The organism is Micromonospora haikouensis (genome assembly GCF_000876225.1).
GTDB lineage: Bacteria > Actinomycetota > Actinomycetes > Mycobacteriales > Micromonosporaceae > Micromonospora > Micromonospora haikouensis.
The window spans coordinates 357,609-371,185 of sequence record NZ_JXSX01000003.1 but is presented as its reverse complement, the minus strand read 5'-3'; the positions used below and the strand labels follow the sequence as shown (position 1 = coordinate 371,185).

The window sequence follows — 13,577 nt, the reverse complement described above, 5'->3', positions numbered from 1 at the left end:
GGGCACCGCCGCCGGCCGCTGCGGTCGGCCGGGTCGCGCGGCGGCGGGCCCACCCGGGACCGCCCCGGCCCCGTCCGCCCGAACCGTGGTCACCGGCGCGGGCCGACCGGCGGCGCGGGCCACGGCGGCCTTAAGGTACGGGGCATGTCCGTTGACGGGTGGAACACGGTCCTGGTGCTCGGCGGGATCCGCTCCGGCAAGTCCGAGTTCGCGGAGTCCCTGGTCGCCGACGCGCCCACGGTCCGCTACGTGGCGACGTCGGCTGCCGGCGACCCGACCGACGCCGAGTGGGCGGCCCGCCTGAAGGCCCATCGCGACCGGCGGCCGGGCGGTTGGACCACCGAGGAGACCGCCGACGATCCGCGCCGGCTGGCCGACCTCGTCGCGTCGGCGCGGCCGAACGAGACGCTGCTCGTCGACGACCTCGGCGGCTGGGTGACCGTGCTGCTCGACCCGGCCCACCAGCCGGCGGACGACACGGCGACCGTCGCCGAGCTGGCCGACGCGGTGCGGGCCTGCCCGGCGCGGCTGGTGGTGGTGAGTCCCGAGGTGGGGCTGTCGCTGGTGCCGACGACCCCGCTGGGTCGGGCGTTCACCGACGCCCTCGGCGCGGCCAACCGGGCGGTCGCCGACGCGTGCGACGCGGTGGTCCTGGTGGTCGCCGGCCAGGCGTGCTGGCTCAAGACCCCCGCCGCCTCCTCGGGCACGGGGGCCGGGGCGGTCACCGCTGCGCCGACGACGGTTGCGGCGGCGCAGGCGGCGGTCCCGGCCACGGCGACGCCCGGCGGTGCACGCCACGACCGTGCGGCGGCGCTGCCGGAGGTGTTGACCCCGACCACGGCACCGGAGCCGGCCGGCGTGCCGTGGGCGGCGCCGACGATGGCGCTGCCGGTAGTCGCCACGGGCCTGGTCATCCAGCCCGGCATGGAACTGCCGATGCCCGACGAGTACGCCGGGCCGCAGGCCCTGGAGCGGCTCGCCACCCTGGACGTGCCCGGGGCCGGGCTGGGCGTGCTGGAGCGGGTGGTCGGCTTCGCCGCGGCCACCCAGGGCACCCCGACGCCGGCGTCCTGGGACAGCGTGCGGGTGCTGCTGCTGCACGGCGACCACGCCGGCGGGGCCGCCGCCGGTTCCCCGCCCGGGGAGTCGGCCCGGCGGGCGGCACAGGCCCGCGCCGGGCAGGGCGTGCTGGCCCGGCTGGCCGCCGAGAGCGGCGCGAGCCTCCAGGTCGTCGAGACGCCGGCCTCCGAGGCCATCGAGGACCTGCCGGCCCTGGACCACGAGCAGGTGGAGCAGGCCCTGCGGTACGGCTGGCGGCTGGCCGAGGAGGCCGCCGAGGCGGGCGTACGGCTGCTGGTGCTGGCGGCGTGCGGAGCCGGCACGGACGCCGCCGCGGCGGCGGTGCTCGCGGCGACGGCCGGGGCGGAGCCGCCCGCGGTGCTCGGCCGGGTGGTGACGGCGGGCGGCGAGATCGACGACGCGGCGTGGATGCGGCGCTGCGCGGCGGTCCGGGACGCGCTGCACCGCACCCGGCGCTCGCCCCGCGACGCCAAGGACGTGCTGGCCGAGCTGGGCGGCGGGGACATCGCGGTGGCCACCGGCGTGCTGCTCGGCGCGACCGCCCGCCGGTTGCCGGTGCTGCTGGACGGCCCGGTCGGCCTGGCCGCCGGCATGGTCAGCCGGGACCTGGCCGGGCAGGCCCGGCACTGGTGCCTGCTGGCCGACCACGGCGGTCACCCGGCGGTCCGGCTCGCCGCCGACGTGCTGGGCCTCGAACCCCTGCTGGACCTGCGGCTCGACCTCGGCGAGGGGGCGAACGCGCTGACCGCGCTGCCGCTGCTGCGCTCGGTGCTGTCGCTGGCCGCCGCGCTGCCCGCCCGTCCCGACCAGCAGCACGCGGCCGGCGCGGACGCCGCCGCTGGCACGGACGGCGCGACAAGCGCGGATGACACCGCCGGGGACCCGGACGCGGCGGCGTTCGTCGAGCCGGAGCCGGCCGGCCCGGGCCCGGCCACCACCGCGCCCACCGAGCCGGCCGCGCCCACCGAGCACGCCGCGCCGGCCGAGCCCACCCCGCCGGCCGGGGCCGCCGAGCCGACCGGGTCGGAGCCGGATCCGGCCGGGCGGCGTGCCGACTGACGCCCACCCGGGCGGCGGACGGCGGGCCGGCGACGGTCTGCGGCTGGCGCTGACCACGTTCACCGTCTGGCCGGTGCGCGCCGGCCGGGTCGACCGTGCCACGGCGGGCACCGCGATGGCGCTCGCCCCGGCGGTCGGCGCCCTGCTCGGGGCGGCGCTGGCCGGGGTGCTGCTGCTCGTCGGGGCCGTCGCCGCGCCGCTGGTCGCCGCGGCGGTGACCCTCGGGGCGGGCGCGCTGCTCACCCGGGGCCTGCACCTCGACGGGCTCGCCGACACCGTCGACGCGCTGGGGTCGTACCGGCGGGGCGCCGCCGCGCTGGAGATCATGAAGAAGCCGGACGTGGGGCCGTTCGGGGTGGCCGCGCTGGTGGTCGTACTCCTGGTGCAGGCCGCGGCCCTCGCGGAGCTGGCGGCCCGGTCGTGGCCGGCGGCGCTCGCGGGCGTGGTGGCGGCGACGGCGGCCGGGCGGCTCGGGGTCACGCTGGCCTGCCGGCGCGGCGTGCCGGCGGCCCGGCCGGACGGGCTGGGCGCGCTGGTCGCGGGCACCGTCGGCCCGGTCGCGGCGGGGGTCGGCACGGCCGCCGTCGCGCTCGTCGCGGTCGCCGCCGTGCCGGGCCGCCCGTGGCAGGGGCCGGTCGCCGTGCTCGCCGCGCTCGCCGTCGCGGTGCTGCTGCTGCGCCACCTGGTACGCCGCCTCGGCGGCATCACCGGCGACGTGCTCGGCGCGACGGTCGAGGTGGTGACCACGCTGGTCTACCTGGGGCTGGCGGCGACCCGCTGATCCGGACGCGCCGGGGCGGGTAGCGTTTCGGGCGACAGGCCGGCACGGGGCAGACAGGGGACCACATGCTCATCACCGACGACTTCCTGCCCGTCCCGGTCCCCGAGTCGCTCACCGCCACCTACCTGGTGCCGATGGTGGGCCTGCCGAAGGTCGGCACGAAGACGGCCGTGCGGGCGCTGGCCGGTCGGCTCGCCGAGCCGGTGTACGGGCTGGCCACGCAGATGCTGGACAGCCCGCTGATGAGCGTGGACACCCGGCCGGTCGCCGAGTTCCCGGCGCTGCCGCCGGACCTGCTGACCGCGTTCGGGGCGAGCCAGGAGCAGCTCGACCGGCTGGCTGCGGCCACCCACCTGGTGGTGGTGCAGGCGGAGTACCGGCCGGGCTGGCCGCCCGCGCACGAGTGGGCGGCGCGGGCGGTCGCCGCCGCCGTCGCCGAGAGCGCGGGCGGGGACGTCGTGGACGTCTTCGGCCTGCAGTTCCTCGACCCGGCCACGGCGCTGCGGTCGCTGCCGGACGACCAGGGGCGGATCCGGCTGGTCGACTGGGTGCTGGTGCCCTACTCATCGGACGCCGAGGGGCTGTGGTTCACCACGAAGGGGCTGCGCCGCTTCGGGCTGCTGGAGTTGCAGACCCAGGGGGTGCCCGACCACCTCACCCGGGCCTGGGGCGCGGTGCTCACCGGGGCCGCCCGCCGCCTGCTGCGGGCCTGGACCGACGGGCTGGCCGGCGACGAGGTGCCGGCGTTCGTGCAGCTCCCGGTGCTGGCCACGGTCACCGGGCACGACATCGCGGTCGCGTACGGCAACCCGGAGCAGCACGGGGCGACCGCGCCGGTGCTGCTGCGGCTGGAGCTGGACCCGGCCACCGACCCGGAGGCCGACTCGTTCCTGAGCCTGCGCCCGCCGCCGGGGCACCCGGGCCCGGACGGGCGGTACTACGCGGCGGCCTGCGCCACGCTGTTCGACGGCATCGCGCCGGACGTACGCTACGCCCGCCCGGGCGACGCCATGAGCCGGGCGATCGCCACCGCCCGGGAGGGCCTGGACGACGTGCGGGCCCGGTTCCTGGCCGGCCAACTGCCGGCGGAGTCGCAGCTCGTGGTCAAGTACGGCCTGCCGGGCGACGAGGGCCCCGAGTACGTGTGGGCGGGCGTGACGTCGTGGGACGCCCCGGAACGGATCGTCGGCGCGAGCGCCAGCGACGCCAGCACCGACCCGACGGTGCGCATCGGCGCGCCGGTGGTGGTCGAGGCGGCGGACGTCGTCGACTGGGCCGTCCTCGGCGCGACGGGCGTCATCGAGGGCGGCTGGACCCAGGCCGTCCTCGACGCCGGCGAACGCCCCACCCCGTCGAGCGGGGACTAGCGGACCGAGGGGGTGACGAACGGGGGGCGGGTGACGGTCAGCGGGGCGCGGCGGCCCCGGATGTCGACGTCCACCCGGTCGCCGTCGGCCAGGCCGGCGGACGTGTCGAGCAGCGCCAGGGCGATGCCCTGCTTGCGCGTCGGGCTGAAGGTGCCGCTGGTGACCGTGCCGACGCAGGTGTCGCCGACGTAGAGCTTCATGCCGGGGCGCGGGATCGCCCGGTCGACGGCGACCAGGCCGCGCAGCGTACGCGCGGGGCCGGCGGCCTTCTCGGCGCGCAGCGCGTCGCGGCCCCAGAACGCCGGCTTGTCCCAGCCGACGGCCCAGCCGGAGCGGGCCTGCACGGGGGTGATCTCCGGCGACAGGTCCTGCCCGTGCAGCGGGTAGCCCATCTCGGTGCGCAGGGTGTCCCGCGCGGCCAGGCCGCAGGCCCGCAGCTCGTACGCCGCGCCGGCGGCGGTCAGCGCGTCCCAGACGGCGACGGCGTGCCCGGCCGGCACCACCAGCTCGTAGCCCAGCTCGCCGGTGTAGCCGGTGCGGCAGACGGTCAGCTCGGCGTCGGCGAGGGTGGCGGTGCGGAAGCTCATGTAGTCGTGGTCGGTGGGCAGGCCCAGCGCGGCGAGCAGCTCGGCCGAGCGCGGGCCCTGCACCGCCAGGACGGCGTGTCCGGCGTGCTCGTCGACGACGGTCACGTGCTCGGGCGCGGCGGCGCGCAGCCGGCGCACCACCTCGGCGGTGTTCGCGGCGTTCGGGACGAGGAAGACGTGGTCGTCGGCGTGCAGGTAGGCGATGATGTCGTCCACCACGCCGCCGGTGGCGTCGTCGCAGCACAGGGTGTATTGCGCCTGGCCGGGGCCGATCCGGCCCAGGTCGTTGCTGAGGCAGGCGTTGACGAAGTCGGCCGCGCCGGGGCCGGTGACCCGCGCCTTGCCCAGGTGCGACACGTCGAACACGCCGACGCCGGTGCGGACCGCCGTGTGCTCCCGGAGCACCCCGCCGCCGGAGTATTCCAGGGGCATCTCCCAGCCACCGAACGGGGCGAACTTGGCGCCGAGGGCGGTGTGCCGCTCGTGCAGCGGGGAACGGCGCAGCCGGGTCGCGGCGGCGTCGGAGGTCGCGTCGGTCATGGGTGGCAACTTACCGGTGGCTGAACGTCTGGTTAGCATCGGCGGGACCCCCGTCGGCGGAGTTCGGCGGGACAGCCCACCGTCCGGCGGGTAGGTTGCCGCCGGAGACCTTCACCGCCGGTACGCGACGACGCGACCGGCCCGGCCCGCCCGGAGTAGCTTCAGTGACATCGCCCAGCACCACCCTCAGCCTGGTCGACACAGACCCCGCCGAGCTCGCCGTCGACGCGATCGTGATCGGCCTGCACAGCCAGACCGGGGAGCAGGACGCCGCCGGCGGCCCCGCCGGGGCGCTGCTGCTCGCCAGCGGCGCCGAGAGCATCGCCGCCGCCTTCGACGGCAAGCTCACCGAGACGCTGGCGCTGCTCGGCGCGACCGGGGCACCGGGCGAGGTGATCAAGCTGGCCACGCTGGGCACCGTCACCGCCCCGGTGGTCGCGGCGGTCGGCCTCGGCCCCGAGCCGACGGGGGCCGCCCCCGCGCCGGAGACGCTGCGCCGGGCCGCCGGCTCGGCGGTCCGGGCCCTGGCGGGGGCGCGCCGGGTGGCGCTGAGCCTGCCGCTGCCCGACGACGCCGACGCCGCCGACGCGCTGCGCGCGGTGGCCGAGGGCGCGCTGCTCGGCGGCTACCGGTTCGCCGGGTACAAGACCCGCCCGCAGCCGGCCCGGCGGGATCCGGTCGCCGAGGTGCTGATCGCGGTGCCGGAGGCCGGCGACGCGACCGCCCGTGCCGAGATCGAGCGGGCGCACGCGGTGGCCGGCGCGGTCCGGCTGACCCGCGACTGGGTGAACACCGCCCCGAACCTGCAGCGCCCGCCGGCGTTCGCCGACGCGGTGGCCGAGGCGGCCCGCGCGGCCGGACTCGCCGTCGAGGTGCTCGACGAGGCGGCCCTGGCGGCGGGCGGCTACGGCGGCATCCTGGCCGTCGGGCAGGGCTCGGAGGCCCCGCCGCGCCTGGTCAAGATCACCTACACGCCCGAGGGCGGGGGCAGCGGCAAGCGGGTGGCGCTGGTCGGCAAGGGCATCACCTTCGACACCGGCGGCATCTCGATCAAGCCGGCGCAGGGCATGTGGGAGATGAAGTCCGACATGGGCGGCGCGGCGGCGGTCGGCGCGACCATGCTGGCGATCGCCGCGCTGAAGCCGTCGGTGACGGTGACGGGCTACCTGCCGATGGCCGAGAACATGCCGTCGGGCACCAGCTACCGGCCGGGCGACGTGATCACCATGTACAACGGCAAGAAGGTGGAGGTGCTCAACACCGACGCCGAGGGCCGGATGATCCTGGGCGACGCGATCGCGCGGGCCTGCGAGGACGGCGCCGACTACCTCTTCGAGACCTCGACCCTCACCGGCGGTCAGGTGATCTCGCTGGGCAAGCGGATCTCCGGCGTGATGGGCACCCCGGAGCTGTGCGAGCGGGTCCGGGCGGCCGGCGACGCGGTGGGCGAGCCGGCCTGGCCGATGCCGCTGCCCGACGAGGTGCGCAAGGGCATGGACTCCGACGTCGCCGACATCTCCCAGGTCAACGCCGGGATGGACCGGGCGGGGCACATGCTGCAGGGCGGGGTGTTCCTGCGGGAGTTCGTCGCCGACGACGTGGCCTGGGCGCACATCGACATCGCCGGCCCCAGCTACCACTCGGGTGAGGCGACCGGCTACTGGACCAAGGGCGGCACGGGGGTGCCGGTGCGTACCCTCGTGCACCTGGTGGAGGACGTCGCCGCCAACGGCTGACGCGGTCGCGCGGAAGGGTCCCCCCACCCGTCGGGGGGCCCTTCGCCGGGCGGCCCGGCGCGGGCCGCGCGGCTCAGTACAGCTCGGGGCGGCGCTTGCGGCGCTCGTTGTAGTCGCGCATCCGCTGCGGGTAGCCCATGAGGCGCACGTCGTAGACGGGGATGGCCAGCTTGTGGGCGAACCGGCGGGCGCCCTCGGGGCCGTCGATGCGCCGGCGGGTCCACTCCCCGTCGTCGGCGATGAGGATCACGGTGGTCTCGGTGACGGTGGTGCGGGGCTCGATGAACGCCTCGACCCCCCGCCGGGTGCGGACGAAGTTCTCCAGGTGGTCGAGATCGGCGCGGTCGGGCGCGCGGTCCGCCCCCGCCGGGCGCGCCTTCTTGCGTCGTCGGAACAGCGCCACCGACCGTCTCCCCCATATCCGTGATCGAAACCGGTGCCAAGCGTACGTGTCCGGGACGTGTCGTTGGGCACCTCACTACGCGCCCGGTACGCGGTGGTGACAAGATGACCGAGGTGGGGTCTGTCCGTGCCGCCCCGCCGTGACCCCCGATGCAGTGACGCGAACTGGGAGTTGGACGTGAGCGAGCCGAACGAAGCGACCTTCGACATCGTCATCCTCGGAGGTGGCAGCGGCGGCTACGCGACCGCCCTGCGCGCCGTCCAGCTGGGCCTGACCGTGGCGCTGGTCGAGAAGGGCAAGCTCGGCGGGACCTGCCTGCACAACGGGTGCATCCCGACGAAGGCCCTGCTGCACGCCGCCGAGATCGCCGACTCCACCCGCGAGTCGGAGCAGTTCGGCGTGAAGGCCGAGCTGGTCGGCATCGACATGGCCGGCGTGAACGCGTACAAGGACGGCGTGATCTCCCGCCTCTACAAGGGCCTCCAGGGGATGCTCAAGGGCAACAAGGCGATCACCGTCGTCGAGGGCCACGGCCGGCTGGTCGCCCCGAACGCCGTCGAGGTCGACGGGAAGCGCTACACCGGCCGCAACGTCGTGCTGGCCTCCGGCTCGTACGCGAAGAGCCTGCCCGGCCTGGAGGTCGACGGCGAGCGGATCATCACCAGCGACCACGCGCTGACCCTGGACCGGGTCCCGTCCTCGGCGATCGTGCTGGGCGGCGGCGTGATCGGCGTCGAGTTCGCCAGCGTGTGGAAGTCCTTCGGCGTGGACGTGACGATCATCGAGGCGCTGCCCCGGCTGGTCGCCGCCGAGGACGAGGAGTCGTCGAAGGCGCTGGAGCGGGCGTTCCGCAAGCGGAAGATCAACTTCAAGGTGGGCAAGCCGTTCGAGAAGGTCGAGAAGACCGAGAACGGCGTCAAGGTCACCATCGCCGGCGGCGAGACCGTCGAGGCCGAGCTGCTGCTGGTCGCCGTGGGCCGCGGCCCGCGCACCGCCGACCTCGGGTACGAGGAGCAGGGCGTGCGGATGGACCGCGGGTACGTGCTGACCGACGAGCGGCTGCGCACCGGCGTGCCGAACGTCTACGCGGTCGGCGACATCGTGCCCGGCCTCCAGCTCGCCCACCGGGGCTTCCAGCAGGGCATCTTCGTGGCCGAGGAGATCGCCGGGCAGAACCCGGCCGTGATCGACGAGGCCGGCATCCCCCGGGTCACCTACTGCGACCCCGAGCTGGCGTCGGTCGGCCTCACCGAGGCGAAGGCCAAGGAGCAGTACGGCGCCGACAAGATCAAGACGTACAACTACAACCTGGGCGGCAACGGCAAGAGCCAGATCCTCAAGACCGCCGGCTTCATCAAGCTGGTCCGGGTCGAGGACGGCCCCGTCGTCGGCGTGCACATGGTCGGCGCGCGGGTCGGCGAGCTGGTCGGCGAGGCGCAGCTCATCTACAACTGGGAGGCGTACCCGGCCGAGGTGGCGCAGCTCGTGCACGCCCACCCGACCCAGAACGAGGCCCTGGGCGAGGCGCACCTCGCCCTCGCCGGCAAGCCGCTGCACGCGCACGCCTGATCGAGAACTGATTCCGCGGCGTCCGGCGGCAGACGGGCGAGATCGCACCAGGGGAACGAAGGAGTCTTAGAAGATGCCGGTATCGGTCACCATGCCTCGGCTCGGCGAGAGCGTCACCGAGGGCACCGTCACCCGCTGGCTCAAGCAGGAGGGTGACACCGTCGAGGTCGACGAGCCGCTGCTCGAGGTCTCGACGGACAAGGTCGACACCGAGATCCCGTCCCCGGCGGCGGGCGTGCTGAGCCGGATCGTGGTGGGCGAGGACGAGACCGCCGAGGTGGGCAGCGAGCTGGCCGTCATCGCCGGCGAGGGCGAGTCCGCGGGCGGCGGGGCTACCGGCGGCGGCGAGGCCGCCGCGCCGCAGGAGGAGCCGGCCGAGGAGGCCGCCGAGGCCGCCGCCGCGCCGCAGGCAGAGGCGGAGCAGCCGGCCGTCGAGGAGCCGCCGGCCGCACAGGCCGCCCCGGCCCCGGCGGGCGAGGGCACCCCGGTGAAGATGCCGGCCCTGGGCGAGAGCGTCACCGAGGGCACCGTCACCCGCTGGCTCAAGCAGGTCGGCGACACCGTCGAGGTCGACGAGCCCCTGCTGGAGGTCTCCACCGACAAGGTCGACACGGAGATCCCGTCCCCGGTCGCCGGCACGCTGCTGGAGATCAAGGTCGCCGAGGACGAGACCGCCGCCGTCGGGGCCGACCTGGCGGTCGTCGGTACGGCCGGCGCCGCCCCGGCCCAGCCGAAGGCCGAGCCGAAGCCGGAGCCGAAGGCCGAGGCCAAGCCCGAGCCGAAGCCGGAGCCGAAGGCCGAGGCCGCCCCGGCCGCCAAGGCCGAGGAGCCGACCCCGGGCGCGTCGTACAACGAGCCGGCGGCGGACGCCGAGACCGCCGCCAAGCCGGCCCAGGCCGAGCAGCAGGCGCAGCCGTCGGCCCCGACCGCCACCCCGGCCCGCCCGACCGCGCCCGCCCAGGGCGGCGAGGAGGCGGCCGGGTACGTGACGCCGCTGGTCCGCAAGCTCGCCGGCGAGCACGGCGTCGACCTCGCCTCGGTCAAGGGCACCGGCGTGGGTGGCCGCATCCGCAAGCAGGACGTGCTGGAGGCCGCCGAGAAGGCCAAGGCGGCGAAGGCGGCCCCGGCTCCGGCGGCGCAGCCCGCCGCGGCGGCGGCCCCGGCGAAGCCGGCCGCGAAGCCGCAGCCGAGCGCGAAGCGCGGCACCACCGAGAAGCTGCCCCGGATCCGGGCCACGATCGCCAAGCGGATGCAGCAGTCGCTGCACGAGATGGCGCAGCTCACCACGGTCGTCGAGGTCGACGTCACCAAGGTCGCCAAGCTGCGGGCCCGCGCCAAGGACTCGTTCCTTGCGCGGCACGGCGTGAAGCTGTCGTTCCTGCCGTTCTTCGCCCTCGCGGCGGTCGAGGCGCTCCAGACGTACCCGATCGTCAACGCCAGCATGGACCTCGACGCCGGGACGATCACCTACCCGGACGCCGAGCACCTCGGCATCGCGGTGGACACCGAGCGCGGCCTGATGGTGCCGGTGATCCACGGGGCGGGCGACCTCAACCTGGGCGGCCTGGCCAAGCGGATCGCCGACCTGGCCGAGCGCACCCGCACCAACAAGATCAGCCCGGACGAGATCGCCGGGGCGACGTTCACGCTGACCAACACGGGCAGCCGGGGCGCGCTGTTCGACACCCCGATCGTGCCGTCGCCGCAGTCGGCGATGCTCGGCACGGGCGCCGTGGTGAAGCGCCCCGTCGTGGTCAACGACCCGGAGCTGGGCGAGGTCGTCGCGGTCCGCTCGATGGTCTACCTGGCCATGTCGTACGACCACCGGCTCATCGACGGCGCCGACGCGGCCCGCTTCCTGGTCGCGGTCAAGGAGCGGCTGGAGGGCGGCAACTTCGAGGCCGAGCTGGGCCTGTAACACCGCTGCCCCTTCCGACGGGCGCTCCGGTCACCTCGACCGGGGCGCCCGTCGGCGTACCGGGTGGGATCCCGCCGGCCCGGGAGCGCCTGCGCCGAATCCGCCCGGCCGCCCGGCGGACGCTGCGAGAGTGGAAGGGTGCGCGGTGAGCGGCGGCGGGGAAGCCTCGGGCCCGCCGTGGCGATCGCGCCCGGCGCCCGGGTGGACCGGTTCGAGGTCTTCTTCGACCTGGTCTTCGTCTTCTCGTTCTTCGTCATCGTGCGGGCCACCGCCACCGACATCACCGGCCACACCCTGCTGCGCAGTTTCCTCGTGCTGGCGGTGCTCTGGTGGGTCTGGGTCATCCACAGCGTGGTCGCCACCCGGGTCCGCCTCGGCGAGGGCTTCGTGCCGGTGGTCATGGTCGTCGGGATGGCCGCCCTGTTCGCCTTCGCCCTGACCGTGCCGCAGACGATCGCCGCCCGCGGGCAGGGGCTGGCCGGCCCGCTCACCGTCGCGGTGAGCTACCTGGTCATCCGGGTCGTCCACCTGTGGATCTACTGGCACGTGATGCGGGACGAGCCGGTGGAGAGCCGGCACCTGATGAAGCTCGCGCCGGAGCTGGTGCTCAGCACCGTGCTGCTGCTCGCCGCCGCCCTGGTCCCCGCCCAGTTCGCCGACCCCGACGCCGGCGCGCTGGTCCGCGACGGGCTCTGGGCCGTCGTGGTCGTCTCCCAGTACGCCACCGGGCTGCTGGCCGGCACCGGGGGCGGCGGGGTGATCTCCGCCGAGCACTGGACCGAACGGTACGACCTGATCCTCATGATCGCGCTCGGCGAGTCGGTGATCTCCGTCGGCATCGGCACCAACCTGGCCAGCCGGTCCGTGGGCTGGCAGGCGATCACCGCCGCCGGCATCGCCATCGTCCTGGCCGCGACGCTGTGGTGGCTGCACTTCGACGTGGTCGGCCCGGCGGCCCGCATCGCCCTGCACGCCGCCCGGGGCCGGACCCGGGTGGGGCTGGCCCGCGACGCCTACGCCTACCTCTTCCTGCCGATGATCACCGGGCTGATCCTGTTCTCCCTCGGGGCGGAGGAGATGCTGAACCTGCTCGGCCAGCCGCACCTGCCGCTGGAGGAGTCACTGCACGGCCCCGGGATCCCGCTGCTCTTCGGCGGGGTGGCCTGCTATCTGGCCGGCGACATGCTCTTCCAACTGCGTACGCTGCACACCTTCACCTGGGCCCGCGCCGGCACGGTCCTGCTGCTCGTGGCGCTGATCCCGGTCGGCGGCCGGATGCCGGCGCTGGCCGCGCTGGTCCTGCTCACCGGCGTCTGCGTCGGCCTGGTGGCCGTGGAGGTGGTGACGATGGCCGACTCCCGGCACGCGCTGCGCGAGGCGGTCTTCGCCGAACGGACCGCCCACGAGGCGCGGGAGGCGCAGTGGCGGCGACGCTGGCACGACGGCGACCCGGACGAGGAGTAACGGGCTGAGGAGTGACGGGGCTACGGGCGGGCCGGGGGCTGCAGGCCGGCCGGTGCACGTTCAGCGGTCGGCGGATTCGCCGGTCGGCAGAATCGACCCCCGGCGCGTTGCCTGCCGGTCGCCGGTGCCGGACGCTGGGCCGATGGCCACCTTCTCGCTCCAGTCCACCCCGACCGACGCGGCGGGCTGGCTCGACCTGGCCCGCCGGGCCGAGGCCGCCGGCTTCGACGCGCTGCTCGCCGCCGACCACCCCGGCTCCTGCGGCGACCCGTTCGTCGCGCTGGCCGCTGCCGCGTCGGTCACCACGACGATCGGCCTCGGCTCGTACGTGTCGAACCTCGGCGTCCGCGAGCCGATGCTGCTGGCCACCGCCGTGGCGACCCTCGACGTCGTCTCCGGCGGGCGGGCCCGCCTCGGCGTCGGGGCCGGTCACACCCCCGCCGAGTGGCGCGCGGTCGGCCGGGAACGCCCCGACGTCGCCGGCCGGGTCCGCCGCTGCGTCGCCGCCGCCGAGGCGGTGCGGGCCCTGCTCGACGGGGAGGAGGTGACCGTGGACTCCCCCGAGCTGACCGTGCGCGCCGCCCGGCTGGAGTCGCCCCGGCCGGTCCAGGAACGCGTGCCGCTGACCGTCGGCACCTCCAACTCGACGCTGCTGCGCTGGGCCGGCGCGCACGCCGACGTCGTGGGGCTGGCCGGCTTCGGCCGTACCCTCGACGACGGCCACCGACACGAGGCCCGGTGGCGGGCCGACCAGATCGAGGCGCAGCTGGCCCGCGTCGCCGAGGGCGCGGCAAGCCGGGCGCGACCGCCCGCGCTGGAGGCGCTGGTGCAGACGGTGACGGTGACCGACGACGCGGAGGCCGTCGCGGCGCAGCGCGCGGTCGCCGCCGGCCTGACCGGCCCGGAGCTGCTGGCCACCCCGTTCGTGCTGATCGGCACCGAGGACGAGATCGTCGCGGCGGTCGCCGAGCACGAGCGCCGCTGGGGCGTCACCCGCTTCGTGGTACGCGCCGACGCCCTCGACCCGCTCACCCCGGTCCTGCACCGCCTCGCCACCTGACGAGGCGGCAGAT

10 protein-coding genes are annotated in these 13,577 nt (G+C 75.8%); 8 read left to right on the top strand and 2 right to left on the bottom strand.

The genetic code is table 11. From position 1 onward, the window contains the following. Positions 1-144 precede the first annotated feature (144 nt). The 3 genes from TK50_RS23310 to TK50_RS23300 all read left to right on the top strand — a co-directional run bounded on the left by TK50_RS23310 (position 145) and on the right by TK50_RS23300 (position 4,287). On the top strand, positions 145-2,139 hold the full coding sequence (locus TK50_RS23310) for a bifunctional adenosylcobinamide kinase/adenosylcobinamide-phosphate guanylyltransferase (RefSeq protein ID WP_043967136.1): 1,995 nt from the start codon (positions 145-147) through the stop codon (positions 2,137-2,139). Beyond that, a complete protein-coding gene (locus TK50_RS23305) occupies positions 2,129-2,920 on the top strand; it encodes an adenosylcobinamide-GDP ribazoletransferase (protein ID WP_043967135.1) in 792 nt (263 codons plus the stop codon). Before TK50_RS23310 ends, TK50_RS23305 begins: the two co-directional genes overlap by 11 nt. 65 nt (positions 2,921-2,985) lie before the next feature. Continuing rightward, positions 2,986-4,287: a DUF2314 domain-containing protein gene (locus TK50_RS23300; protein ID WP_043967133.1), complete on the top strand. Its 1,302-nt coding sequence runs from the start codon at positions 2,986-2,988 to the stop codon at positions 4,285-4,287. On the opposite strand, the gene gcvT is transcribed toward TK50_RS23300, so the two are convergent. After that, the gene (gene gcvT, locus TK50_RS23295; protein ID WP_043967130.1) at positions 4,284-5,414 is read right to left on the bottom strand and encodes a glycine cleavage system aminomethyltransferase GcvT; all 1,131 of its coding nucleotides are present in this window, start codon (positions 5,412-5,414) and stop codon (positions 4,284-4,286) included. The two genes, TK50_RS23300 and gcvT, sit on opposite strands and share 4 nt — an antisense overlap. A 164-nt stretch (positions 5,415-5,578) precedes the next feature. On the opposite strand from gcvT, the gene TK50_RS23290 reads away from it, so the two are divergent. Next, entirely contained in the window at positions 5,579-7,150 is a 1,572-nt protein-coding gene (locus TK50_RS23290; RefSeq protein ID WP_043967128.1) for a leucyl aminopeptidase, read from the top strand. Between the two features lie 73 nt (positions 7,151-7,223). Here the strand turns inward: TK50_RS23290 and TK50_RS23285 are convergent, their stop codons facing one another. Then, positions 7,224-7,553: a hypothetical protein gene (locus TK50_RS23285; RefSeq protein ID WP_043967126.1), complete on the bottom strand. Its 330-nt coding sequence runs from the start codon at positions 7,551-7,553 to the stop codon at positions 7,224-7,226. 177 nt (positions 7,554-7,730) lie between these two features. On the opposite strand from TK50_RS23285, the gene lpdA reads away from it, so the two are divergent. From lpdA to TK50_RS23265, 4 genes are all read left to right on the top strand, one after another. After that, complete coding sequence (lpdA, locus tag TK50_RS23280) at positions 7,731-9,122, top strand: dihydrolipoyl dehydrogenase (protein ID WP_043967125.1); 1,392 nt, start codon at positions 7,731-7,733, stop codon at positions 9,120-9,122. A gap of 73 nt (positions 9,123-9,195) precedes the next feature. Further along, a complete protein-coding gene (gene sucB / locus TK50_RS23275; protein ID WP_043967123.1) occupies positions 9,196-11,040 on the top strand; it encodes a 2-oxoglutarate dehydrogenase, E2 component, dihydrolipoamide succinyltransferase in 1,845 nt (614 codons plus the stop codon). Positions 11,041-11,217: 177 nt separating this feature from the next. Next, on the top strand, positions 11,218-12,504 hold the full coding sequence (locus tag TK50_RS23270) for a low temperature requirement protein A (RefSeq protein WP_338390909.1): 1,287 nt from the start codon (positions 11,218-11,220) through the stop codon (positions 12,502-12,504). Positions 12,505-12,646: 142 nt separating this feature from the next. Next, complete coding sequence (locus tag TK50_RS23265) at positions 12,647-13,564, top strand: LLM class flavin-dependent oxidoreductase (RefSeq protein ID WP_043967119.1); 918 nt, start codon at positions 12,647-12,649, stop codon at positions 13,562-13,564. Positions 13,565-13,577 lie beyond the last annotated feature (13 nt).